This window comes from Streptomyces sp. ISL-66 (genome assembly GCF_018614135.1).
GTDB lineage: Bacteria > Actinomycetota > Actinomycetes > Streptomycetales > Streptomycetaceae > Streptomyces.
Window position 1 is genome coordinate 41,048 of record NZ_JAGGOW010000152.1, and the last position, 24,604, is coordinate 65,651.

Consider the following 24,604-nt stretch of genomic DNA (forward strand, 5'->3'; position numbering starts at 1 on the left):
CTTGGACTTGGACTTGGACTTGGACATGACGGGCTCCTCGGGATGCTGGTCGGTTCAGTCGAGGACGATCGTGGTCAGCGCGCGCGGGGCGAGCGTCGCCGTGAGGGTCGTGCCGTGCGTGGAGACGATGCCGGCCGGGGTGATCGAGCGGGTCTCGTCGGTGACGTAGCCGTCGGGGTGCCGGTCGTGCCCGCCGCGAAGGGAGAACTCGGTGGAGCTTTCGGTGGTCGCGGTGTTGAGGATCTCGATCACGCGACTGCCGTCGGTGTTGCGGAAGGCCGTGATCCGCAGCGCCGGGTCGGCGTTCGTGACCGGCACGCGGACGGCGCCGGGGCGGATGAACCGGCTGAAGGCGGCGAGCGCCCAGTACCTCTTGGACACGCGGTATTCGTCACCGGGGTTGGCGAGTTGGATGAGCCCTCGGGTCGCGCCGAGGGACGCGCCGGTCCAGTAGACGTAGGCATTGGCGTTGCCGACGGTCAGGGTGTTCTGGATGTCGGCCGCGACGGTGAGACCGTCGTAGCCGCTGCCGTCGTCCCAGTTCTCGTTCCAGGTGGAGCCGTCCGGCGACCACTCCGACATCCACACCCCCTTGTCGGTCGGCTGCGGTACCTCGGTCGGACCGCTGTAGCGGTGGCCGGTGATGGTCCGCACGGCCTTGGCGGCCGCGGGGTCCGCCTCGATGGCCTCGGTGTAGGCGACCTGCCGGTCCCAGCCGGCGGCGTCGCAGCAGACCAGCTCGGTCTTCAGTCCGGATGCGCGAACGGTCGGCCCGAGCACCTTGAGGAAGTCAACGGCCTGCTGCGGGGTGAAGCGCATCGAGGCGTAGGTCGCCGTCCAGTCGGGTTCGTTGGTGAATCCCAGGTCGGTGATCCCGATGCCTTCCTGCCGGTAGAACTTCGCGTACTGGACGAGGTAGTTCGCGTAGGCCTGACGCCATTCGGGCAGTAGCTCGCCGCCGCCGTTCTCGCTGCCGTTGGTCTTCATGAAGGCCGGGGCGCTCCAGGCGTCGGCGAAGAACCGTTTGACGCCGTAGGCCTGGGCCTCCTTGGCGAGCCAGACCTGGCCGCCGTCCCAGCCGTCCCAGACGTACTTCGGCGTGGCGTCCGGCCCGCCGGGATCGGCCGGCAGGATCGTCGGCATGTGGTCGTAGACCCTGTCGGTCGACGACCCGATGCCCAGGCGCAGGATCGAAAGGCCCGCGCCCTTGTCCTTGCTGAGCAGCAGGTCGAGCACTTCGCGCTGCTTGGCCGGGCTGAGGCCGCGTGCGCCGTGCAGCAGGTCGGCCCGCTGGAAGGCCATCGAGAAGCCGAATCCGTCGATGGGCTGGAGTTCGGCGCGGAAGTCGATGGCGGGGCGCGCGGGGGCGGGAGCGGGGGCGGCCACCGCCTGTGATGTTAACGCTAACATCAGAACGGTCAATGCGATCAGGCGTTTCACAACGTCTCCTCGGGGGTGGAGGTCGCGGGACGGGGTCAGCCCTTGGTGGCGCCCGCGGTGAGGCCGCCGATCAGCTGTCGCTCGGCGACGGCGTAGAAGGCGAGGGCGGGGACCATGGCGAGCACGATGTAGGCGAGGACGAGCGCGTAGTCGGTCGAGTACTGGCCCTGGAACTGCTGGACGCCGACCGGGACCGTCTGCCATTTCGGGTCGTTGAACACCAGCAGCGGCAGGAAGAAGTTGTTCCAGCTCGCGACGATCGCCAGTACCGAGACCGTGCCGAGCGCCGGACGCGCCATCGGCAGCAGGATCTTCCAGAAGAAGCGGAACTTGCCGCAGCCGTCCATGACGGCCGCCTCCTCGACCTCCGCCGGGATGGTCCGGAAGAAACCGCGCAGAATGATGATCGTCATGGGGAGCCCGAAGGCAGCCTGCGGGAGGATCACTCCGAGCGGGTTGTCGAGCAGCTCGAAGTTGCGGAGCAGCAGGAAGAGCGGCAGGACGGCCACCGCGAAGGGGAACATCAGCCCGATCGTGAACAGCGTGTAGAACAGCTCCCTGCCCCGGAAGGCGTAGCGGGCCAGCACGAACGCCGCCATCGCGGAGGCCGCCACCGTGCAGCAGGTCGTGCCGATCGCGATGCCCGCGCTGTTGGCGATCTGCCGCCAGAACATTCCGTCGCCGAGGATGCCGGTGTAGTTGCCGGTCTTCCAGTGCTCCGGCAGCCCGAACGGGTTGGTCGTCAGCTCGCCGGTGCTCTTGAACCCGGAGATCACCGCGTAGATCAGCGGCACGACGACGAACGCGCCGATCAGCCAGACCACGGCGTGCAGCGACAGGCCGCGTACCGTCCTGCGGGCGTTCATCGGCCACCTCCCGAGGTGACGGCCCCGCTCAGGTCACGGCGGAGGACGTAACGCTGGTAGAAGAGGGAGAAGACCAGACTGATCATGAACAACACCACGCTGATCGCACTGGCGTAGCCGACCTGGTAGCGCTTGAACCCGAACTGGAACATCGAGATCGCCATCGTCTCGGAGGAGTGGTTGGGCCCGCCCGCGGTCATGACCCAGACGAGGTCGAAGAGCTGGATGGCCCCGATGATCGACAGGAAGACGCTGATCCGGATCGTCGGGCCGAGCAGCGGCAGCGTCACGTGCCGCAAGCGCTGCCAGGCGCCGGCGCCGTCGATGGCGGCGGCCTCGAGGATCTCGCCCGGGATGCTCTGCAGCCCGGCGAGGAAGAGCATCATGTGGAAGCCGAAGTACTTCCAGGTCATGACCACGAACAGGGTCGGCATGACCGTCGAGGGATCGGCGAGCCACTTGCCCTGCAGCCACTCCAGGCCGAGGACGCCGGCGAGATGGTCGGCCATCCCGTCACCGGGAAGGAAGATCATCGTGAAGAGGACCGCCGTGACCACCTCGGACAGGATGTACGGCGCGAAGAACAGCATGCGGTAGACGGCCCGGCCGCGCAGCCTCTGGTTGAGCAGGACCGCGGTGAACAGCGCGAACGGCAACTGCACCGTGATCGACAGGGTGATCAGGTACAGCCCGCGCCCCAGATCGCCGAGGAAGACCTGATCGCCGAACAGCTTGGCGTAGTTCTCGAAGCCGACGAAGTCGGCCATGGGGCCGGTCCCGCCCCACTTGAAGAAGCCGGTGTAGACGGCGACGGCGATCGGGGCGAGGACGAAGACGAGGAAGAGGACCAGAGCCGGGACGAGGAACCAGGCGACCGACGCCCAGCTGCCCAACCCGCGCAGGAGCGACCGGGCCGGGGCGGCCGGGCGTACCGGCACGGCGTCCTGCGTCCGCTCCTTGGTCAGGGTGGACACGGGGCTAGGCACCCTTCGCAGCCTCGGTGATCGACTTGGTGACCTGCTCGGGCGTCTTCTTGCCCGCGATGAGGTCGGCGACGCTGTCGTTGACCTCGCTGCCGACCGCCGGCGGGTAGGCCTGGTCGAGGAAGAGCTGGAAGCCCGTCGCCTTGACCAGGCTGTCGGCCACCACCTTCCTGTTGGCGTCGGTGAGTTGGCTCTCCGCGCCCTTGACCACCGGCAGGTAGCCGTTGGAGGCCAGCAGCTTCGACTCGTTCTCCAGGACGAAGAACTTCAGGAAGTCCAGGGCCTCCTTCGGGGCTCCCTTGCGCAGCGCGAAGCCGCCGCCACCGCCGAACACCTCGGTGACCTGGCCGACACCGCCGTCGACCGTCGGGAAGGGGAAGAAGCCCAGGTCCGCTCCGAGGTCGGCGCCCGCGTCCTTCTGTACCGACGGTGCCCACTGCCCCATCAGCTCCATGGCGGCCTTGCCGTTGCCCATGGTCGCGGCCTGGCCGCCGGGGGTGGAGTAGCCGGCGCCGAGGAAGGCCGTCTGGAACGGCTGGAGGTCGACCAGCTCCTTGAGGTGGGTGCCTGCCTGGACGAACCCGGCGCCGGTGAAGTCCTTGGTGGTCGCGGCCTGTTGCAGCGCAGGGAGACCTGCGACGCGCATCGCGAGGTAGGCCCAGTAGTAGTGGCCCGGCCATTTCTCCTTGCCCGCGAGGGCGATCGGAGTGACGCCCGCCGCCTTGAGCTTCTTGACGTCTTCGAGGAACTCGGCCCAGGTGGCCGGCGGAGCGGTGATCCCGGCCTGGGCGAAGAGCTTCTTGTTGTACCAGAAGCCGACCATGCCGACGTCGTACGGCACCCCGTAGGTCCGGCCCTCGATCTGATAGGCCTGCAGCGAGACCGGGGTGAGCTCGGACGACCAGCCGAACACGTCGGTGAGGTCCTCGACCAGCCCCGCGTCGACCTGCTGCCGCAGCACGCCGCCGCCCCAGGTCTGGAAGACGTCGGGGAGCTTGCCCGAAGAAGTGCTCGCGGTCAGCTTGGACTTGAACGCCTCGTTCTCCAACGAGGTCGCCTTGATCGTGATGTTCGGGTGAGCGGCCGTGAACGCCGAGGAGATCTGCGGGAAGAGGGACTTGCCCGGTTCCGTCGTGGCGATGTTCCACCACGCGAAGGTCACCTTGCCGTCGGCCGCCGGCCTGTCGCCGGAGCTGCCACCGCCGCAGGCCGCGGCCAGCGGGACGGACAGTGCGGTCAGGCCCGAGAGCGCCAGGAAGCGGCGTCGGCTCGGGGGGGTGCTGGCCATGGGACCTCCGGGTGGGGGAATGCCGATGCGTGCTCGAAACTTTTTCGCAATACTCTCGAATTCCGTGCTGCCATAAACTAGGAACGCGGGGCTTCTCGGTCAAGACCTAGCACCGAACTATCCAAAAGAGGCAGGCCTGTTGGGGCTTGACAAGCAGGTCACACCGATCGGAGACTCTTCGAAAGTTTGCGATACATGTCGCCGGCCCAAGGCGTCCGCGTGGAGGAGAGAAGTTGAGTGAGCAGCGTCCGACCCTGGCGGTCATCGCCGCGGAGGCAGGGGTCTCCCAGGCCACCGTGTCCAAGGTGATCAACGGCCGCTCCGATGTCGCACCCTCGACACGCGAGCGGATCGAGACCCTGCTGCGATCGCACAACTACCTCCACCCCGGCAGGCAGGGCAGGGCCCGCAGGTCGGGCCTCGTCGACTTGATCATCGGCGGTCTGGACAGCGCCTGGGCGGTGGAGATCCTGCGCGGCGTCGAGGCCGAGTGCGCCCCGCGGAGCGTCGGCACCGTCGTGTCGCTCGTCCCGCCGGGCGAGGCCACGCCGTCGAGCTGGGCCGCACTGCCGGTCCTGCACCACAGCGACGGCGTCATCCTCGTCACCGCCTCGGTCACCCGGGCCCAGCGCGCCCAGGTCGAACGGGCCGGGGTGGCGCTGGTCGTCATCGACCCGATCGACCTGCCGGGCAACGGTGTGCCGAGCATCGGCGCGACCAACTGGGCGGGCGGCCTGGCCGCCACCGAGCACCTGCTGGAGCTGGGGCACCGCCGGATCGCCGCGATCGGCGGACGCAAGGAGATGCTCTGCAGCCAGGCCCGCATCGACGGGTACCGGGCCGCGTTGGAGCGGGCCGGGATCGAGGTCGACCGCGACCTGATCCGGTTCGGCGACTTCCAGCACGAGGGCGGGTTCCAGCAAGCCCGGGAACTGCTCGCCCTCCCCGAGCCGCCGACCGCCATCTTCGCCGGTAGCGACCAGCAGGCGATGGGTGTCTACGAAGCCGCCCGGCAGGGCGGGTTGAGCATTCCTCAGGACCTCAGCGTGGTCGGCTTCGACGACCTGCCGATGTGTGAATGGCTGTCACCGCCGCTGACGACGGTGCGCCAGCCGCTGGAGGAGATGGGCCGGCTCGCTGCCCGCACGCTGTTCCAGCTTCTGGAGGACCAGCCCCTGGTCAGCCCCCGGATGGAGCTCTCGACCGAGCTCAAGGTCCGGCTCTCCTCCGCCCCGCCCCGCCCCTAGGAGACCCCTTGATCGAGCCCTGGCGTGACCCCCTCCTGCCCGCGTCCGTGCGGGTCGCCGATCTGCTGCAACGGATGACGTTGGAGGAGAAGGCGGGGCAACTCGCCGGCTTCTGGGCGTTGCCCTCGAATCCCGGAGCACCGGTCGCGCCCATGGAGGACGATTCCGGCGAGTCCGCGCCCCTGTTCGACGACATCGTCGCCCACGGGCTCGGCCAGCTCACCCGGGTGTACGGCACCGCGCCGATCAGCGCGGAAGCCGGGATGGAGCGGCTCGCCTCGCTCCAGCGGCAGGTGACCGGATCCGGCCGGTTCGGGATCCCCGCGGTCGCTCACGAGGAGTGCCTGACCGGCTTCATGACCTTCGGGGCGACGGTCTTCCCCGGGCCGCTGGCCTGGGGTGCGTCCTTCGATCCGGAGCTCGTGCGCCAGATGGCCGCCGCCATCGGCGCGGGGATGCGGCGGGTCGGCGTCCACCAGGGGCTGGCTCCGGTGCTCGACGTGGTCCGCGACTACCGGTGGGGCAGGACCGAGGAGTGCATCGGCGAGGACCCCTATCTCGTCGGAGCCGTCGGCACCGCCTATGTGCAGGGCTTGGAAGGCGCCGGGATCGTGGCGACGCTCAAGCACTTCGCCGGGTACTCGGCCTCGCGCGGCGGCCGCAACATGGCCCCCGTCGCCTCGGGACCGCGCGAGTTCGCCGACGTGCTGGTCGAGCCCTTCGTACGGGCACTGCGCGAGGGAGGCGCCCGGTCGGTGATGAACAGCTACACCGACGTGGACGGCGTCCCGGTGGCCGCCGACGAACGGCTGCTGACCGAGCTTCTCAGGGATGAGCTCGGTTTCGGCGGTGTGGTCGTCGCCGACTACTACGCCGTCTCCTTCCTTGAGACCCGCCACGGCGTCACCGGATCGCGCGGCGCGGCCGGCGCACTGGCGCTGACCGCCGGAATCGACGTCGAGCTGCCCACGGCCCGCTGCTACGGCAAGCCGCTGACCGACCTCGTGCGGTCGGGAGACGTACCCGAGGGGCTCATCGACCGGGCCGCGGAACGGGTCCTGCTGCAGAAGACCGAGCTCGGCCTTCTCGACCCCGACTGGGAACCCGTCAAACCCGAGCCGGTCGAACTCGACCCGCCGGAAAACCGGGCCCTGGCAAGGCTCCTGGCCGAACGCTCCACCGTGCTGCTCGCCAACGACGGCATCCTGCCGCTGCGGCCGTGCCGGGTCGCGATCAGCGGGCCGTACGCCGACGACCCCCAGTCCTTCCTCGGCTGCTACTCCTTCCCCAACCACGTCGCGCTGCCCGGCGACCTAGGGCTGGAGATCCCGACGCTCGGCGAGGCGCTGACCGCCGCCGGGTTCACGGTCACCGCGAACGATCCCGACGTGAACGTGCTGGTGCTCGGGGACCGGGCCGGCATGTTCGGCCGGGGCACCTCCGGAGAGGGCTGCGACGCCGAGACCCTCGACCTGCCCGGCGACCAGGCCGCACTCGCCTGCGCCGTTCTCGACTCCGGGGCGCCGACCGTCCTGGTCCTCGTCTCCGGACGGCCCTACGCGCTCGGCACGTTGGCTGAGCGGGCATCGGCCGTGGTGCAGGCCTTCTTCCCGGGCGAGGAGGGCGGGACGGCGCTGGCCCGGATCATCAGCGGGGCCGCGGAACCGTCCGGGCGGCTGCCCGTCTCCATCCCCCGCCGGGCCGGCGGCCAGCCCGGCACCTACCTGCACGCCAGGCTCGGCGGGCGCACCGACTGGAGCTCGGTGGACCCGACCCCGCTGTTCCCCTTCGGACACGGGCTGAGCTGGACCACCTTCACCTGCTCGGAGCTCTCGGTGGATCCCGTCGCCGCGACCGACGGGGCCGTCGCCGTTTCGGTCACCGCACGCAACGTCGGCGAGGTGGCCGGGACCGAGGTGGTCCAGCTGTACCTCTCGGACCCCGTGGCGTCCGTCGTCCGGCCGCAGCGGTGGCTCGCCGGATTCGCCAGGGTCGAGCTGCAGCCGGGCGCGGCCGCCCGGATCACCTTCTCCGTCCATGCCGACCGGACCTCCTTCACCGGGCTCGACCTGCGCCGAAGGGTGGAGCCCGGGGAGATCGGCGTGGCCGTCGGACGGTCCAGCGGCGATCTTCCGCTCCAGGGCTCCTTCACTCTGCATGGCCCCGTACGCCACCCGGCGGCCGACCGAGTGCTGTCCGTGCCGGTCGAGATCATCCCTGTTCCGTGACCACGTCGTTCGGGCCGGGCCCCGTGCTGCGGGGGAGAGACGCAGGAGCTCGAAGAGGTGAGGGTGATGGCCCCCGGCGCTGAAAGCGCTTCCAGAGGTCACGCCGGGGCGTTCGTGCCGCACAGGAGGATGATGCCAAGACGTGAGACGGCGATGGCCGGGAAATGAAAATGAGGGGGAAGCGCACCCCGTCAGATCGGGCCGACCCTGACGCAAGCGCCCACCGGTCAGGCCGACGCGGGCAGATCGGGGGCGGACTCGCGCACGGTCAGGCGGGTCGGGAGGATCAGCGGGCTGGGCCGGTGCCCTTCGATGGCACTGACCAGCATCCTTGCCATCTCCTGCCCCAGCGCCCGCACCGGCTGATGGACCGTGGTCAGCGGCGGGCTGGTGTGCCGGGCGCTCGCCAGGTCATTGAAGCCGATCACCGCGACGTCCTCGGGTACCCGCAGCCCCCGTTCCCGCAAGGTGCGCAGAGCGCCGATGGCCATCGCGTCGGAGGCCGCGAACACCGCGTCCGGATCGGGGTGCGCCCGGAGCAGTCGCTCCATCGCCTCTGCGCCGCCGTCCTCCGTGAACTGCCCGGACTCGACCCCGAGCAGCGGCAGGCCGGACAAGGTCAGGCCCTCGGTGAAACCCTGCTCCCGCGCGACGGCGGCCCTGGCGTCCACCTGCCCGGTGATCATGACGGGCCGTCGGCGGCCGGTGCGCGCGAAGTGTTCGGCGGCCAGGCGCGCGCCGCCCCGGTTGTCGGCGTCCACGTACCACGTGGGCTCCCCGACGAGCGGGAGTCCGCCGAAGACGACGGGCAGATCGACCTCCTCGCCCAGGCGTCCCAGCGGGTCGTCGCCCCGCAGCGCCATCAGCATGACGCCGTCGGCCCGGCGGGAGCGCAGCAACCGCTCGAACCGCTCGCGGCCGCGCGGGGTGTTGGCCAGCAGCAGGATCAGTTCCAGTTCCGTCTGCTCCAGTGCCGCGCTGACGCCGACGACGACCTCCGCGAAGAACGGGTCCGCGAACAGCCCCGGCTCGTCGCTGGAGACCGCCAGAACCACCGCTCCGACCCTGCGGGTCGCCAGGGCCTGCGCGGACGGATTGGGCACGAAAGCCAGCTCTCGCACCGCACGTTGGACCGCCTCCCGCTTGGCGCGGCTGACGTGCGGGGCGTTGTTGATCACCCGGGAGGCCGCCGTTCGCGACACGCCGGCTCGCGCAGCCACCTCGTCGAGGGTCGGCATGCGCTTGGGTGACGACTCCATGGAAAAAGTGCTCCTCAGGCTCACGCGGACGGTGAACAGGAACCATGATTCCATGCACCGTCCCGACTTCGGTCCTGCACGCGGACGACTCCCTTGTTTCGATTTGGCAGCGTTTCCCCCACGGATTTGGAAGCGCTTCCAATCTGCCGCGTCAACCGAGCCGCGAGTAATACCGTGTTCAACCTCTTGACATGTCCCGGCAACGGAACCAATCATCCCATCAACGCAGTCCGACTCGCGTCAAAACTGGAAGCGCTTCCACTTCCCCGCCCCCACCCCACCGGAGGAAGAACCATGCGCAAGTCCGTCCGAGCCGCATCCGCCCTGCTGGCCGGTGTGCTCACCGCCGGTCTCGCCGCGATCAGCGCCGGCCCGGCGTACGCCGCCGACCCGACCACCATGACCAGCGGCTTCTACGCCGACCCCGACAACTCCGCCCTGCGATGGGCCAACGCGAACCCCGGCGACGGCCGGGCGGCAGCGATCCGGACGTCCATAGCCAACACCCCGGCAGCCCGCTGGTTCGGCAACTGGAGCGGCGACATCGGCTCCGCCGCCGGCGCCTACGTCGGCCGCGCGGACTCCTACGACAAGCTGCCGATCCTGGTCGCGTACAACATCCCCAACCGGGACATCTGCGCCGGTCACTCCGGCGGCGGTGCCGGGAGCCGCGCCGCGTACGACGCCTGGATCGCCGCCTTCGCCAGTGGCATCGGCAGCCGCCCGGCCGTCGTCGTCCTCGAACCCGACGCGCTCGGCCACGAGAGCTGCATGACGGCCGATCAGATCGCCGAGCGCAACGCCATGCTGAAGAACGCGATCGCCCAGTTCAAGGCCAAGGCACCCAACACCTGGGTCTACCTCGACGCCGGGAACCCCGGCTGGATCGGCGCCTCGACCATGGCGCAGCAGCTCGCCACCGCCGGTGTCGGCGGGGCACACGGCTTCGTGCTGAACGTCTCCAACTACTTCACCACCGACCAGAACACCTCCTACGGCAACGCGGTCAACTCAGCCCTGGGCTCCTACGGCTACACCAAGCCGTTCGTCATCGACACCAGCCGTAACGGCAACGGTTCCAACGGTCAGTGGTGCAACCCGGCCGGCCGCCGGATCGGTACTCCCAGCCAGCGCGGTGGCGGCGGTGCCGAGATGCTGCTGTGGATCAAGATCCCCGGCGAGTCCGACGGCAACTGCGGTGTCGGGGCCGGCTCTTCGGCCGGGCAGTTCCTGCCGGAGGTCGCCTACAAGATGATCTACGGCTACTGACCCGTTCCCCCGCCGAAGGCCGGGCCCCGGCGCCGGGCCGGCCCCACGCGGTCCGGCGCCAGGGCCCGCGACCCCGAACACCCCTGCCGAAGGAACTTTCGTGCGTATCCCCCTCTACCGATCCGTCCTGACCGCGAGCGCACTCGCGCTGCTCCTCGGCGCCGCCGCCCCGACCTCTGCCGACTCTGCCGGGGCCGGCTCCGCGCCGGCCTCCCACGCGCTTCCCGCGAACACCCGCTTCTCCGTCGATCCCGGCAGCGACGCGGCCCACCAGGCCGTCACCGACCTGCTCCACCGGGACCTCGAAGGCGCCAAGTCCATGGCTAAGCTCGCCAGTTGGCCCGAGGCTGCCTGGTTCACCGACGGCACTGCGGAGCAGGTCGAATCCCGCGTACGCGACCTGGTACGCCGTGCCGAGCGAACCCGGACGGTTCCCGTCCTGGTGGCCTACAACATCCCGCTGCGCGACTGCTCCCAGTACTCCTCCGGCGGTGCGCAGTCGGACGCCGAGTACCAGACCTGGATCAGCGCTTTCGCCCGGGGGCTCGGCAGCAGCAAGGCCGTCGTCATCCTCGAACCGGACGGGCTGGCCAACCTCCCCTCCGACTGCGGTCCCGACAGCGACCCCACCGGCGCGATCACCACCGGACGGTTCGCCGACCTCAACCACGCGATCGACGCCCTGGAGCGGCAGCCGAACAGCGTCGTCTACCTGGACGCCGGCAACAGCCACTGGCGCGGCGTCGGCGACATCGCGCAACGCCTCCTCCAGGCCGGTGTCACCCGCACCCAGGGCTTCTCGCTGAACGTCTCCAACTACCTGGCCACCAGCCTGTCCAACCACTACGGCAGCTGGGTCTCCCAGTGCCTGTGGTTCGCCACCAAGGGCCCGGACTGGGCCAAGGGGCACCCGGAGTGGTGCGCGAGCCAGTACTACTCCCCCGCGGCGCCGAACGACGGGCAGCCGGGCAACTCCGTGAACGTGGACGACCCGTCCACCTGGCACTGGACCGACGTGTGGTTCCAGCAGAACGTCGGTTCCCCGCCCGCGCAGGAGCTCACCCACCTCGTCGTCGACACCAGCCGCAACGGCCGGGGCGCTTGGACCCCTCCCGCCGGCAAGTACAGCGGCGACCCGCAGACCTGGTGCAACGCTCCCGGTCGCGGCATCGGCGACCGACCGACCGCGAACACTGGTGTCCCGCTCGTCGACGCCTACCTGTGGATCAAGACCGTCGGCCAGTCCGACGGCCAGTGCGACCGCGGCATCCCGGGCGGCACCATCGACCCGGAGTACGGCATCGTCGATCCCGCCGCCGGCGTGTGGTGGCCGGAGCAGGCCAAGTCCCTCGTCCGGAACGCCGACCCCGCCCTGGAGTTCAACACGGTCGTCCGCTGACCGAGGCCCGCACCCATCAATCCTTCCGTGATTTCTGACCTGGAGGCTCATCCATGGGCTCACATGCCACTCCCCCACCCACCGTCCGCCGGAAGATCGGCGGTCTGTGCATGGCCCTGGTCGTCGGCGTGCTCGGCTCGGCCGCCGTGCTGGCGGCGCCGCTGACCGCACAGGCCGCCGAGAGCACGCTCGGCGGCGCGGCGGCGCAGAGCGGCCGCTACTTCGGCACCGCCATCGCCTCGGGCAGGCTGGGGGACTCGGCGTACACGACGATCGCGGGCCGCGAGTTCAACTCGGTGACGCCCGAGAACGAGATGAAGATCGACGCCACGGAACCCCAGCGGGGCCAGTTCAACTTCGCCGGCGGTGACCGCGTCTACAACTGGGCGGTGCAGAACGGCAAGCAGGTGCGCGGCCACACCCTGGCCTGGCACTCCCAGCAGCCCGGCTGGATGCAGAGCCTCAGCGGCAGCACGCTGCGCCAGGCGATGACCAGCCACATCAACGGCGTGATGGCTCACTACAAGGGCAAGATCGCCCAGTGGGACGTCGTGAACGAGGCCTTCGCGGACGGCAGTTCGGGAGCCCGGCGCGACTCCAACCTGCAGCGCACCGGCAACGACTGGATCGAGGTCGCCTTCCGCACCGCGCGCGCCGCCGACCCGGCCGCCAAGCTCTGCTACAACGACTACAACGTCGAGAACTGGACCTGGGCCAAGACCCAGGCCATGTACACGATGGTCCGCGACTTCAAGCAGCGCGGCGTGCCGATCGACTGCGTCGGCTTCCAGTCGCACTTCAACAACGACAGCCCCTACAACAGCAACTTCCGCACCACCCTGCAGAGCTTCGCCGCCCTCGGCGTCGATGTGGCCGTCACCGAACTCGACATCCAGGGCGCTTCGGCCACGACCTACGCCAACGTGACCAACGACTGCCTGGCCGTCCCGCGCTGCCTGGGCATCACCGTCTGGGGTGTGCGCGACACCGACTCCTGGCGATCGGAGCAGTCGCCGCTGCTGTTCAACGGCGACGGCAGCAAGAAGCCCGCCTACACCTCCGTCCTCAACGCACTCAACGGCGGCTCCTCCACCCCCTCGCCCGGTTCCGGACAGATCAAGGGCGTCGGTTCGGGCCGCTGCCTGGACGTGCCCGGCTCCAGCACCACCGACGGCACCCAGCTCAACCTGTGGGACTGCAACAACCGCACCAACCAGCAGTGGACCTACACCGCCGCGGGCGAGCTCAAGGTCTACGACAACAAGTGCCTGGACGCGGGCGGCACCGGCAACGGCGCCAAAGTCCAGATCTACAGCTGCTGGGGTGGCGACAACCAGAAGTGGCGCCTCAACTCCGACGGTTCCATCGTCGGCGTCCAGTCCGGCCTCTGCCTTGACGCCGTCGGCGGCGGCACCGCCAACGGCACCCTGATCCAGCTCTACTCCTGCTCGAACGGCAGCAACCAACGCTGGACCCGCACCTGACCTGCGACGGCGAAGAGGGTGAATCGATGAAGACCTACGGTGCGGTTTCCCCCGCCCCTCAACGAACACACCGCTGGTGGTCCCGGTTGGCCGCCGTGGTGGCGGCGACCCTCGCGATCGGCATGCTCGTCGCGGTGAAGCCGACGCCCGCCGAGGCGGCGACGGTGGACACCAACGCCTGGTACGTCCTGGTCAACCGCAACAGCGGCAAGGCGCTGGACGTCCGTGACGGGTCCACCGCCGACGGCGCGCGGGTCATCCAGTGGACGCGCGGCGACGGAGCCAACCAGCAGTGGCAGTTCGTGGACTCCGGCGGCGGCTTCTACAGGCTCAAGGCCCGGCATTCGGGCAAGGTTCTCGACGTGGCCGGCGCCTCGACCACCGACGGCGCCGCGATCGCGCAGTGGGCCGACGGCAACGGGGCCAACCAGCAGTTCCGCCTGGCCGACTCCGACGCAGGCCACGTACGGCTGATCAACCGCAACAGCGGCAAGGCCGTGGAGGTGCAGGGCGCCGCCACCGCCAACGGCGGAAACATCGTCCAGTACACCGACTGGGGCGGCGCCAACCAGCAATGGCAGATGATCAAGCTGTCGTCCGGCGGCGGCGGATGCGGCAGCGCCCCGACTCTGTCGAGCGGTACGCACACGATTCAGAGCGGCGGCAAGAGCCGCAGCTTCATCCTCAGAGTTCCCGCCAACTACGACAACGGCCACCCCTACCGGCTGATCTTCGCGTTCCACTGGCGGGGCGGAACCGCCGGCGAGGTCGCCTCGGGCGGAACGAGCGGGACCGCCTGGTCCTACTACGGCCAACAGGAACAGTCGAACAACAGCGCGATCCTCGTCGCTCCCCAGGGCCTCGGCAACGGCTGGGCCAATTCGGGTGGTGAGGACATCACCTTCGTCGACGACATGATCCGGCGCATCGAAGGCGGCCTCTGCGTCAACACGGCGCAGCGTTTCGCCACGGGTTTCAGCTGGGGCGGCGGTATGAGCTACGCACTCGCATGTAGCCGGGCGAACGTCTTCAGAGCCGTCGCGGTCATCTCCGGCGGCCAGATCAGCGGGTGCAGCGGCGGAACCCAGCCCATCGCCTATTTCGGAATCCACGGCGTCGGCGACTCCGTCCTCGACATCGCGCAAGGACGGTCCCTGCGCGACAGGTTCGTCAGCAACAACGGCTGCACTTCCCAGAGCCCGCGCGAGCCCGCGCCGGGCAGCCGGACGCACATCACCACCACCTACTCGGGCTGCCGTGCCGGGTACCCGGTCCAATGGGCGGCGTTCGACGGAGGCCACATGCCCGGTCCGGTCGACGGCTCCTCCAACGAGAGCGGCGTCACCACCTGGACGAAGGGAGAGATCTGGCGGTTCTTCGCACAGTTCCAGTGACACGTCCGCACCATGGAGTGGAGCCAGGGTGATGCCGGGGTGGAGCCAGGATGATCCTGGCTCCACTCCGTCGACGTCCGTCTCAGCGCGAAGGCTGCCGCAGGGGGGTCAGAATGAACCCGAAGTCCGCCGGCGCGAGTTCGAGCCGGTGCTGGGGCAGGACACCGGGTCCCACGGCGGCGGTGCCGAGGCCCTGGACGGCATGGTCGGTGTGGAGGTGGATCACCGGGCCCGGGACGAGATCGCTGTCGTGTCGTGCGGCGTCGAGCTGCTGGTCGGTCCAGCGGCGCGCGGCGAAATGGAACGGCTCTTCGCCCACGACGCGCAGTCCCCTCCCTGCTCCGTCGGTGAAGGTGGCCCAGCGGGTGTCCGCCCGGTTGCCGTTCTCCTGGGGGCGCACGTACGGCGTCTGGAGCTCGTCCACGCTCGCGCGGAACCGTCCGACGCGAACCGCCTGGCGCGAGTCGGGGTAGGCCTCGCCCGGCCCGGTGCCGAACCACTCCACCTGGGACCGGTCGGCGGGAAGCTCCCAGTCGAGTCCGATGCGGGCCAGTGAGCGGGACCTGTTCCTGCGGACCAGCTCTCGGTATTCCTCCGGCGGGAGTGCCGGGTCCACCATGGGGTCCGGGAAGTCGTCGCCTCGCTCCGGCCAGTGGCCGACGGGCTCGGCATGCACCCGCAGGCGCAGGCTGTCCCCGTCGCTGTCCCAGCGGTAGGTGGTGAGGTAGCCGGAGCTGCCCGCGGCGGCGGCGCTACGGACGACGACGGTCATGCCCTGTGCGTCAGGGGTGACGGAGACGGTGCGGCGGCGCAGTCGGTCCAGCCCGCGGTCCTTCCAGTAGGCGGCGTCGCGCTGGTGCCAGCCCCGGTCGTTGTCGGTAGGGGCGCGCCACAGGTTCAGTCGTGGCCCGCGGAGGGGAAGTCCGCCGATGGCGAGCAGGGCTCCGGTGGTCCGGTCGAAGCGGCCGGGGCCGAGCAGGATCTGTTCGCCCTCGCTGCGGGCCGGGCCCGGCCGGCCGATCGGCCGGCGGCCGCGCGTCGCGGAGAGCCGGAGCTGTCCCCAGGCGACCACGTGGCCTTCGGGGGCCCAGTCGGCGGGCTTGCCCAGCTCCGCCTGGACGGTGAGCCAGAGCTCGCCTCCGCCGTCCTGCGCGCCCTGTGGGCACCTCGCAGCGGTAGCAGGGGGAGGGTCCAGCCGGGGCATCGGCAGCCGGCCGTGCTCCCCGGCCGCGAGCTCCGGTGTGGGCAGCACGCCGTGGTCCAGCTGGACCCCGTCGCGGGCCAGCGACCAGGTGAACCGCAGATGGGAGAGGTCCAGCACCTCGTAGCGGTTCTCCACCGCGAGGGTGTCCGCCTCCGGGCCGGGGCCGATCCGGACGGGGGCGTTCACCTTCGCGTACTCCAGGAGACCGGGAGAGGGGGTGCGGTCGGGGAGGACCAGGCCGTCGCAGATGAAGTTGCCGTCGTGCAGGTCCTCGCCGAAGTCGCCGCCGTAGCCGAAGAACTCGCGCCCCTGGGCGTCGTGGGTACGCAGCCCCTGGTCCATCCACTCCCAGACGTAGCCGCCCTGGACCCGCGGGTACTCGTCGCACAGCCGCAGGTATTCGGCGAACCCGCCGGGCCCGTTTCCCATGGCGTGGGCGAACTCGGTGAGCAGGAAGGGCTTGCGGTTGCGCGGGTCGTCCGCCGGGTCGCCGGAGCCGGCGCGGGCCGGGTAGGAGACCTCGCCCGGCAGCAGCTGTCCCCGGCCGATCCGGGCGACGGCGGCGGGCGGCCGGTACATCTCGCCGTGGACGTCGGTGTACTCGCCGAGCCGGTCGCCCTCGTAGTGGATCGGGCGGGACGGGTCGCGCCGGCGAACCCACTCGGACATGGCCCGGAGGTTGCGGCCGTCGCCGGCCTCGTTGCCGAGCGACCACAGAATGACGCTCGGGTGGTTCTTGTCCCGTTCCACGGTCCGCTCGATGCGGTCCAGGTAGGCGTCGTGCCAGCGGGGGTCGTCGGAGGGGTTGCGCTGCCAGCGCTCCGGGTCGGCGTGCTCGAAGCCGTGGGTCTCGAGGTCGCATTCGGCCATGACCCACAGGCCGAGCTCGTCGCACAGGTCGAGGAACGCGGGGTGCGGCGGGTAGTGCGCGGTGCGCACGGCGTTGATGTTGTGCCGCTTCATCAACTCCACGTCGCGGCGCATGGCTTCGAGTGAGAGCGCACGGCCGTGATCGGGGTCGAACTCGTGCCGGTTCACGCCGCGCAGCACCACCCGGCGGCCGTTGACCCGGAGCACCCCGGCCTCGTCGATGGTCGTGCTGCGGAACCCGACCCGGATCCGGACCCGCTCGCTGCCGGTGGCCAGGTACACCTCGTAGAGCTGCGGATCCTCCGCACTCCAGGGCCGTACCGCCGCGAAGGCGAACTCGGTCCCGGCCGGCCGGTCGTGGATTGCGAGGGCCGGGATGTCGATCCGCACCGGGGCGTCCGCGTCGGCCTCCACTCGGAGCCGGCCCGCGCCGGTGTCCGGGTCGTAGTCGGCGTGCACGAAGACGTCCCGGATGCCGCCCGCGGGACGGGCCAGCAGGGACACGTCGCGGAAGATGCCCGACAGGCGCCAGGTGTCCTGGTCCTCGAGGTAGGTGCCCGCGGAGAACTGGTGCACCCGGACCGCCAGCACGTTGCGGCCGGGCCGCAGCACCTCGGTCACGTCCCACTCGGTCGGCAGGCGACTGCCGTAAGTGACGCCCAGGTCACGCCCGTTGAGCCAGACCCGGGCGCAGGAGTCCACGCCCTCGAAGCGCAGCACGGCCGGCGTGCCCGCCCAGGTGGCGGGCAGGTCGAAGGTCCGGCGGTAGTCCCCGGTCTCGTTCTCGTCCGGGACGAAGGGCGGGTCGACCGGTATGGGGTAGGCGATGTTGACGTAGATGGGACGGCCATGGCCGTGCAGTTGCCAGTGCGAGGGGACGCGAAGGGCGTCCCAGGAGCCGTCGTCGAAGTCCGGGGCCTCGAATCCGTCCGGTTCCGGGCGCAGGGTGGGCGAGAACCGGAACGCCCAGTCCCCGTTGAGGTCGATTCTGGGTGCGTCGGAGTCCAGGGCCGCACGCGGAGCCGCCCTGCCGCGGCCGGGTGCGTAGTCCTCGAAATAGCGTGCGGCCATGCGGAATCCTCCGGCGGTCGTAGGTGGTGCGCGCGATCGGCCCGTGGCGGCCGAGGGGCTCGGGGCCGGGTCAGATGAATCGCCACAGGTGGTCGTTGGTGCCGTTGTCGTCCCAGAGGACGGCCTGGGCTCCCTGGGCGGTGGAGGCGCCGGAGACACCGAGGACACGGCCGCTGTTGGCGCACTGGATCCTGAAGGTGTCACCGCCGCCGTGGCGCAGGCGCCACCGGTGGTCGGGGGTGCCGTTGTCCGCCCACTGGACGATCCGGGCGCCGTTGGCGGTGCCGCCGTTCTCCACGGCGAGGACCTTGCCGCTGTGGGAATTGCGCAGGCGCAGGTAGCCGCCGGTGTCGACGACGGCCGTCCAGAGATGGTCGGCGGTGCCGCTGTCGTCCCACTGGATGGCGAGGCCGCCGTCGGCGGTGGACATGTCCTTCACGCCGAGGACCCGCCCGCTGGCGACGTTCTGGATGCGCCTTGCGCCGTCGGGGACGAACTGCCACTGGCCGGCGGGGGCGCCGGCGTCGGGTACCTGTACGGCTGCGGCGCCCTTGGCGGTGGAGCCGTCCGCGATGCCGAGCAGCTTGCCGGTATGGACGTTCCGAAGCTTGTGGTAGCCGTTGCCGGCGTCGACGACGGTCCACCGGTGGTCGGCGGTGCCGGTGTCGGCCCACTGGAGGATCGGGGCGTTGTCGGCGGTGGACATGTCCTGCACGCCGAGGACCTTGCCGCTGTGGAGGTTGCGCAGCCGCAGTGCGGTGCCGTCGACGACGGGGAGCCAATTGTGGTCGGCGGTGCCGGAGTCGGTCCACTGCAGAGCGGGGGCCCCGTCGGCGGTGGACATGTCCCGGATCCCGAGGACGAGTCCGCTGGCGGCGTTGACGAGACGGAAGCCGGGACTGTCGGTCCGCCAGTACACGGTGTAGTTGAAGCCCTGGGCGTCGTGGAACGGGCCGAGGTCGACCGTCGTTCCGTTGGCGGTGGCGGTGAAGGCGAGGGCGGTGCTGCTGGTGCGGGTGATCGAGGAGGGGTCCAGGGCAGGGAGGGAGGACAGTGTGGTGCTGCCGTAGTTGCCGGCGAGGACGGCAGGGCCGTAGGTGATCGCCGCGACCTCGGGGTTGTCGTTGGCGGTCTGGAGGGCCACACGCATGGGGAGCTTCACGGTGACGGTGTCGCCGGAGGCCCAGGGCCGGGTGAGGATGGCGTAGGTGCCCGGGTTGGCCGTGATGCTCTGGACGACGCCGTTGACGCTGATGGTGGCGCCCGAGGTCCATCCGGGGATGCGCACGCGCATCGACCAGGTCCCGCCGACGCTGCCGGTGACCTTGAGCGTCGTGGTGTCGCCGGCCGGGTAGGAGGTGGTCTGGGTGACGGTGATGCCCCGCTGGGTCCAGTTCAGGACGGAGGGGAGGAACAGGTTCACCGTGAGGGTGGTGCCGTCGTGGAAGTAGATGGAGTCCATCAGCTTGGTGTTGGACTCGACGCCCGTTCCCTGGCAGCACCAGAAGGTGCCGTAGTCGGTGCTCCAGGTGCCGCCGCCCCAAGCCGGGCCCACGCCGCGGCGGCCGCCCGGGTTGAGGGGCGTGAAGTAGGTGACGTGTCCGTGCGGGTCGGCCGGGTTCTGGGCGCCGATGACATGGTTGAGCAGCGCCTTCTCGTAGAAGTCGAAGTACGCCGCCCGGCCGGGGTCCAACTGCCAAAGTTCCCGGGTCAGTTTGAGCATGTTGTAGGAGTTGCAGAGCTCGCAGGTGTCGCGGACGAGGTAGCCGGAGATGGCGTTCTGGGCCCGGAAGTGTTCCGCCTGGCTGTTGCCGCCGATGGCGTAGGTGTGCGAGGTGGTGCAGATCGTCCATGCGTTGGCGGCGATGTCGCGGTAGCGGGTCGTCCCGGTGGCCTTGTACTCGCGGACGGCTCCGATCCACTTGGGTACCTGCGTGTTGGCGTGCAGGCCGCCCAACTGGTCCAGGTTCGCGGCGAGGGGGTCGAAGACCGCGGCATGGTCGAACCGCTGGGCGGCCGTCAGCCAGCGCGCGTCGCCGGTCTGTTGGTACAGGTCGGCCAGCACCTCGTTCATGCCGCCGAACTCGACGCCCATCAACGACTGCATCTGGCTGCGGCTGAGCGCTGCGGTGCGGCGGTCGACCCAGCCGGCGAGCGCGAGGAGCACGTCCCGGGCCTGCGTGTTGCCCATGAGGCGCCACACGTCGAGCAGACCGGCCATGGTCTTGTGGATGCAGTAGTACGGGACGTTGCCGTTGGTCAGCGTGCCCGCTTCGAGGCTGGCGAAGTCGCTCTCGGGGAAGCCCGAGAGATACCCGGCGGAGAAGCCCGCGGTGGAGTTGTTGGCCTGGCACTTGGCGAGTTCGGCCACCATCCGGTCGGCCTTGTCGCGGCAGGTGGTGTCCCCGAGTGCGGCGTAGGCCTGGGCCCACGCCGTGAGGAAGTGGCCCTGCACGTGGGTCCGGAAAGGGAACGCCGGGTCGTCCCAGCCTCCGGTCGGGGCCGCGGCGTTGGTGGAGAGCCGGTGGTTGGCGCGGAAGTTGTACAGCAGGCGGTCGACGTCGACGAAGCGGAGGTAGGCCAGGGTGCGGTTCTGGTTGTCGAGCCACCGGCTGCTGGTGAGCCGGACCTGACCCAGGTCGAACGGGAACGTCGAGACTCCGACGTCGGACCTGAGCGGGGACGTCTCCGCCGCGGCGGAGGCGAAGCCGAGGACGGGGCCGGCAGCCGCGGCCACGGCCGCGACGCCGGTCGCCTTGATCACGGCGCGGCGGCTGAAGAGGTGAGCCGACATGGGGGAACTCCATGGTCCGTTGGGGGCACGCGTCGCCGGCCCGGGGCTCGGGGTGGCGCCCGCCCGCTGAGTGTTAACGCTCACAATTGGCGTGTCAATACATTCGTCTCGGTCGCTCCATGTCCCTCGCCTGATACGAACCGTGACCGGGGCGCGCACCGGACGGAGCGGATCTAGGCTGGAAGCAGCCGCGGGAAACCGGTCCTGGCTAGCACCGCTGTCCGGACGGAGGCGTGGCGCGTGGAGATGGCTACCGAGCGGGATGCCCCGACTGCCGCTGTCGTGGTCGACCCGGACGGCATGGTGAGCGGCTGGAGCGAGGGCGGGCGGCTGCTGCTGGGCTGGACGGCGCAGGAGACCGTGGGGCGGCCCGTGACCGACCTGCTGGTCGATCCCCGACCCGAGTCCCCCGAGTCCCCCGAGAACCGCGGCAGCGTCTGCGACTCCACGGGAGTCGTCCCGCTGCGCCACCGGGACGGTTCCACGGTGGACGCCGTGGTGACCGCTCATCCGCTGAGCGGTGAGGACGGCCGCGCGCTGGGCCACGTGGTGACCGTCCAGCCGTGGGGACGCCGCCCTGTGATCGCCGACCGGGCCTTCGAGCAGTGTCCCTTCGCGCTGGGCGTCTACGACCCTGAGCTGCGGTTCCTGTGGGTCAACTCCTCCGCGTGCCGGGTGATGGCGCACTCCGAGGAGCAGGTGCTCGGTGAGAAGTACCGCGAGCTGTTCCCCCAGCTGGACGACATGGCGTACACCAACCGGCTCTCCGAGGTGGCGAGGACGGGCGAGCCCGCACGCCTCATCACCGTCTTCCGCCCGCTCGGCAGCAACTACGCCAACGCCTGGGCCACCAGCATGTGGCCCGTCCGGGATGGCGAGGGCAGGATCCGCGCGATCGCCAACTGGGGATTCGACATGAGCGCCGAGTACTGGGCTCGGCAACGCCTGCTCATCCTCAACGAGGCCAGCGGTGGCATCGGCCGGACGCTCGACGTGATCGGCACCGCCCGGGAACTGGCCAGGACCCCGGTCCCGGGATTCGCCGACCTCGTCAGCGTGGATCTCTTCGACGAGGTGCTGCGCGGGGAGGAACCGCCCTCCGCGTCCGCGTTCACCCCCGGCGAGGCCATCGCGCTCAGCCGTGCGGCCCAGCACAGCGCGAAGGAGGACACCGACCGGGCGCCGGGGCCCACCACCTCCGTCGGCCACGCTCCCGGTTCCATCGCCGCCCGCTGCATGGCCACCGGCAGGTCCGCGGTCGAGCTCGTCGCCGAGCCCGGCCAGGGCGGCGAATGGGCCTTCGGGCCCGGGCTCGCCGCCGACCCGGCCCACTGGCCACCGGGCAACCCGTTGATCGACGGGTCGATCGCCGCGGACGGACTGACCGGCCGGATCACCGTGCCGCTGCGGGCGCGCGGCGCGATGCTCGGCGTCGTCGCCTTCTCCCGCCGCGACCGGCCCGAGGCCTTCACCGCCGACGACCTGATCCTCGCCGAAGAGCTGACCGCCAAGGCGGCCGTCGCCATCGACAACGCCCGCCGGTACTCGCGCGAGCGCACGACCGCGCTGACCCTGCAACGCAGCCTGCTGCCGCAGGGGCTGCCTAGCCAGGAGGCGGTCGAGGTGGCATCCCGCTACCTGCCCGGCGGATCCGGCGCGGAAGTGGGCGGTGACTGGTTCGACGTCGTTCCGCTGTCCGGCGCCCGGGTCGCCCTGGTCGTCGGCGATGTCGTCGGCCACGGCCTGTACGCCTCGGCCAGCATGGGCCGGCTGCGCACGGCGGTCCGCACCCTCGCCGACATCGACCTACCGCCGGACGAGCTGCTGACCCACCTCGACGACCTGATCATCCACCTGTCCAGCGACCTCCAGCCGGCCGGCCACTTCGAGCCGACCGGCGAGTTCGGGGCAACCTGCCTGTACGCGGTCTACGACCCGGTGTCCCGCCGCTTGACGCTGGCGAGCGCCGGTCATCCGATGCCGCTGATCATCTCCCCGGACAGCACCAGGACATCCGTACGCGCGCAGCCGGGACCGCCGCTCGGCATCGGCGGGCTGCCTTTCGAGGCCACCGAGGTCGAACTGCCCGAGGGCAGCCTGCTCGCCCTCTACACCGACGGACTCGTGAAGAGCCGCGAGCGCGACGTCGACCAGGGCATCGCCGAACTGCAGCGGGTCCTGAACCACTCGGTCACCTCCCTGGAGGCCCTGTGCGACACGGTGATGGAAGCCGTGCTCCCCGAACGCCGCACCGACGACGCCGCCCTGCTGCTCGCTCGCACCCGGGCGCTGGATCCCCACCACGTCGCCGACTGGGACATCGAGCCCGACCCCTCGCAGGTGCCGCGCGCCAGGAAGCTCGCCGTGGACCAGGTGGACGCCTGGGGCCTGGAGGAGGCGTCGTTCGTCACCGAACTGGTCGTCAGCGAGCTGGTCACCAACGCCATCAGGTACGGGGAGCCGCCGATCAGGCTGCGGCTGATCCGCGACACTTCCCTGATCTGCGAGATCTCCGACGCGAGCAACACCGCTCCGCACCTGCGCCGGGCCCGCGACTTCGATGAGGGCGGCCGGGGCCTGTTGCTCGTCGCGCAGCTCACCCAGGGATGGGGCACCCGGCACACCGCCGGCGGCAAGACGATCTGGTGCGCGCAGACCCTTCCCTAGGGCCTGTCGCCACGCGACGCCAGGCCCCCTAGCCCTAGCCCTAGCCCTAGCCGCGCTGGGATGCGAGCCCCGCAGTCGTCGCCGGTGCCGTCGGCGGTGCCGTCAACAGACCCTCACCAGCCCGTCGGCAGACCGGTGAGGAACGAGGTGAGCCGGTCGGCGATGAGTCGGTCGTCATGGGCCGAGTAGTGCCAGTCGCAGCCTTGGAAGTCCAGGCCCGAGTCGTCGAGGGACCAGTAGCGGACCCCACTGTCGCCGGCGTCGTTGCGTGCCTTGACCACCTGCTGGACATGGGCGGCGTATTGGCTTGCGCCGACTGCCACGATGGTCGTCCCGGCACCGTAGCTCGTGCGCAGCTTCTGGAGGAAGTCGCCGTAGGCGCTGCGGTAGCCGGCCGCGAGGCTGTCGGGCGTCCACGGCTCCCCGGGGTTGACGGCGGTCGAGAAGTCGTTGGTGCCGAGGTTGACCACCACGAGCTGGGGGCGCCAGGTGCCCGGGTTCTGCCAGACGTCGCCGGACACGTTCGGGAGGGCACGGTCGTAGAAGGTCCGGTAGGTGACATCCGGCGAGCTTCCGTTGAAGTTGCGCACCATGCCGAGGCCCGAATAGCCGTTGATCTGGTAGTCGGCGTTCAGTTGCCGGGCGGTGAGGGCGCCGTAGCTCACATCGGAGTTGGTGTTCCGCTTGACCTGGTCCCAGGTGCAGGTGCGGGAGGTCGAGAGGTTGCCGTAGCCCACCGTGAGGGAGTCACCGATGAACTCGATCTGACGACTGCGGGCCGCCGGTTTGCTCAGTACGGCGCCGCCGGGCGCGGCCAGGAAGCCCCCGAACGTACTGGTGTCCCCCGGGCTGTCGTTGCGCTTGACGAGCCGGACGGTGTGCTCACGGTTCTGCAGCCCGTTGATCCAGTGCGTGGTGGTGCCGGGCGTGACGAGCGTGGCGACGGTGGCTCCGTCGACCTGGACGTCGTAATCGGCGGCCGAGTCACCCAGCACGATGCCCACGCCGGTGCCCCTGACGCGGCCCTCGAAATACACGCCGAGCCAGCTGTACTGCACCGTGTTTCCCGCGTCCTTGACCCGCCCCGCGGTGTGGACCTGCGCCAGCACTCCGGACGCGCGGACCAGTTGCCATTGCTGGT

General features: G+C 70.2%; 15 protein-coding genes. 7 read left to right on the forward strand and 8 right to left on the reverse strand.

Features of this window, described 5'->3' with window-relative positions; genetic code table 11:
* Nucleotides 1–54 precede the first annotated feature (54 nt).
* The 4 genes from J7E97_RS27670 to J7E97_RS27685 are packed head-to-tail and all read right to left on the reverse strand — an operon-like array spanning nucleotide 55 to nucleotide 4,577.
* Nucleotides 55–1,440 (reverse strand): glycoside hydrolase, encoded by a 1,386-nt coding sequence (locus J7E97_RS27670; protein WP_215032682.1) that lies wholly within the window; start codon nucleotides 1,438–1,440, stop codon nucleotides 55–57.
* Between the two features lie 35 nt (nucleotides 1,441–1,475).
* A complete protein-coding gene (locus J7E97_RS27675; RefSeq protein WP_215032684.1) occupies nucleotides 1,476–2,306 on the reverse strand; it encodes a carbohydrate ABC transporter permease in 831 nt (276 codons plus the stop codon).
* A complete protein-coding gene (locus J7E97_RS27680; protein ID WP_215032686.1) occupies nucleotides 2,303–3,292 on the reverse strand; it encodes a carbohydrate ABC transporter permease in 990 nt (329 codons plus the stop codon). The genes J7E97_RS27675 and J7E97_RS27680 overlap by 4 nt, the downstream gene beginning before the upstream one ends.
* Entirely contained in the window at nucleotides 3,285–4,577 is a 1,293-nt protein-coding gene (locus J7E97_RS27685; protein WP_215032689.1) for an extracellular solute-binding protein, read from the reverse strand. Before J7E97_RS27685 ends, J7E97_RS27680 begins: the two co-directional genes overlap by 8 nt.
* 233 nt (nucleotides 4,578–4,810) lie before the next feature.
* On the opposite strand from J7E97_RS27685, the gene J7E97_RS27690 reads away from it, so the two are divergent.
* Together J7E97_RS27690 and J7E97_RS27695 are read left to right on the forward strand one after the other, a co-directional pair.
* Nucleotides 4,811–5,824 (forward strand): LacI family DNA-binding transcriptional regulator, encoded by a 1,014-nt coding sequence (locus J7E97_RS27690; RefSeq protein ID WP_215032691.1) that lies wholly within the window; start codon nucleotides 4,811–4,813, stop codon nucleotides 5,822–5,824.
* A gap of 8 nt (nucleotides 5,825–5,832) precedes the next feature.
* Entirely contained in the window at nucleotides 5,833–8,052 is a 2,220-nt protein-coding gene (locus J7E97_RS27695; RefSeq protein WP_215032693.1) for a glycoside hydrolase family 3 N-terminal domain-containing protein, read from the forward strand.
* Between the two features lie 227 nt (nucleotides 8,053–8,279).
* Here J7E97_RS27695 and J7E97_RS27700 read toward each other — a convergent pair whose 3' ends face one another.
* Entirely contained in the window at nucleotides 8,280–9,311 is a 1,032-nt protein-coding gene (locus tag J7E97_RS27700) for a LacI family DNA-binding transcriptional regulator (RefSeq protein WP_215032695.1), read from the reverse strand.
* A 294-nt stretch (nucleotides 9,312–9,605) separates the two neighbouring features.
* On the opposite strand from J7E97_RS27700, the gene J7E97_RS27705 reads away from it, so the two are divergent.
* From J7E97_RS27705 to J7E97_RS27720, 4 genes are all read left to right on the forward strand, one after another.
* Complete coding sequence (locus J7E97_RS27705) at nucleotides 9,606–10,580, forward strand: glycoside hydrolase family 6 protein (protein WP_215032697.1); 975 nt, start codon at nucleotides 9,606–9,608, stop codon at nucleotides 10,578–10,580.
* 100 nt (nucleotides 10,581–10,680) lie between these two features.
* Nucleotides 10,681–11,979, forward strand: a complete 1,299-nt coding sequence (locus J7E97_RS27710; RefSeq protein WP_215032699.1) for a glycoside hydrolase family 6 protein — start codon at nucleotides 10,681–10,683, stop codon at nucleotides 11,977–11,979.
* Nucleotides 11,980–12,032: 53 nt separating this feature from the next.
* Entirely contained in the window at nucleotides 12,033–13,463 is a 1,431-nt protein-coding gene (locus tag J7E97_RS27715; protein WP_215032701.1) for an endo-1,4-beta-xylanase, read from the forward strand.
* Nucleotides 13,464–13,558: 95 nt separating this feature from the next.
* Nucleotides 13,559–14,857, forward strand: coding sequence for an RICIN domain-containing protein (locus J7E97_RS27720; RefSeq protein WP_215032722.1), 1,299 nt, complete (start codon nucleotides 13,559–13,561; stop codon nucleotides 14,855–14,857).
* An 82-nt stretch (nucleotides 14,858–14,939) separates the two neighbouring features.
* On the opposite strand, the gene J7E97_RS27725 is transcribed toward J7E97_RS27720, so the two are convergent.
* Nucleotides 14,940–18,002, reverse strand: a complete 3,063-nt coding sequence (locus J7E97_RS27725) for a glycoside hydrolase family 2 TIM barrel-domain containing protein (RefSeq protein ID WP_215032703.1) — start codon at nucleotides 18,000–18,002, stop codon at nucleotides 14,940–14,942.
* Between the two features lie 70 nt (nucleotides 18,003–18,072).
* Nucleotides 18,073–20,796: a beta-L-arabinofuranosidase domain-containing protein gene (locus tag J7E97_RS27730; RefSeq protein WP_215032705.1), complete on the reverse strand. Its 2,724-nt coding sequence runs from the start codon at nucleotides 20,794–20,796 to the stop codon at nucleotides 18,073–18,075.
* Between the two features lie 246 nt (nucleotides 20,797–21,042).
* Here J7E97_RS27730 and J7E97_RS27735 point away from each other — a divergent pair, with 246 nt between their 5' ends.
* A complete protein-coding gene (locus tag J7E97_RS27735) occupies nucleotides 21,043–23,463 on the forward strand; it encodes a SpoIIE family protein phosphatase (protein ID WP_215032725.1) in 2,421 nt (806 codons plus the stop codon).
* A 113-nt stretch (nucleotides 23,464–23,576) separates the two neighbouring features.
* On the opposite strand, the gene J7E97_RS27740 is transcribed toward J7E97_RS27735, so the two are convergent.
* Nucleotides 23,577–24,590 (reverse strand): SGNH/GDSL hydrolase family protein, encoded by a 1,014-nt coding sequence (locus tag J7E97_RS27740; RefSeq protein ID WP_215032728.1) that lies wholly within the window; start codon nucleotides 24,588–24,590, stop codon nucleotides 23,577–23,579.
* Nucleotides 24,591–24,604: the final 14 nt, after the last annotated feature.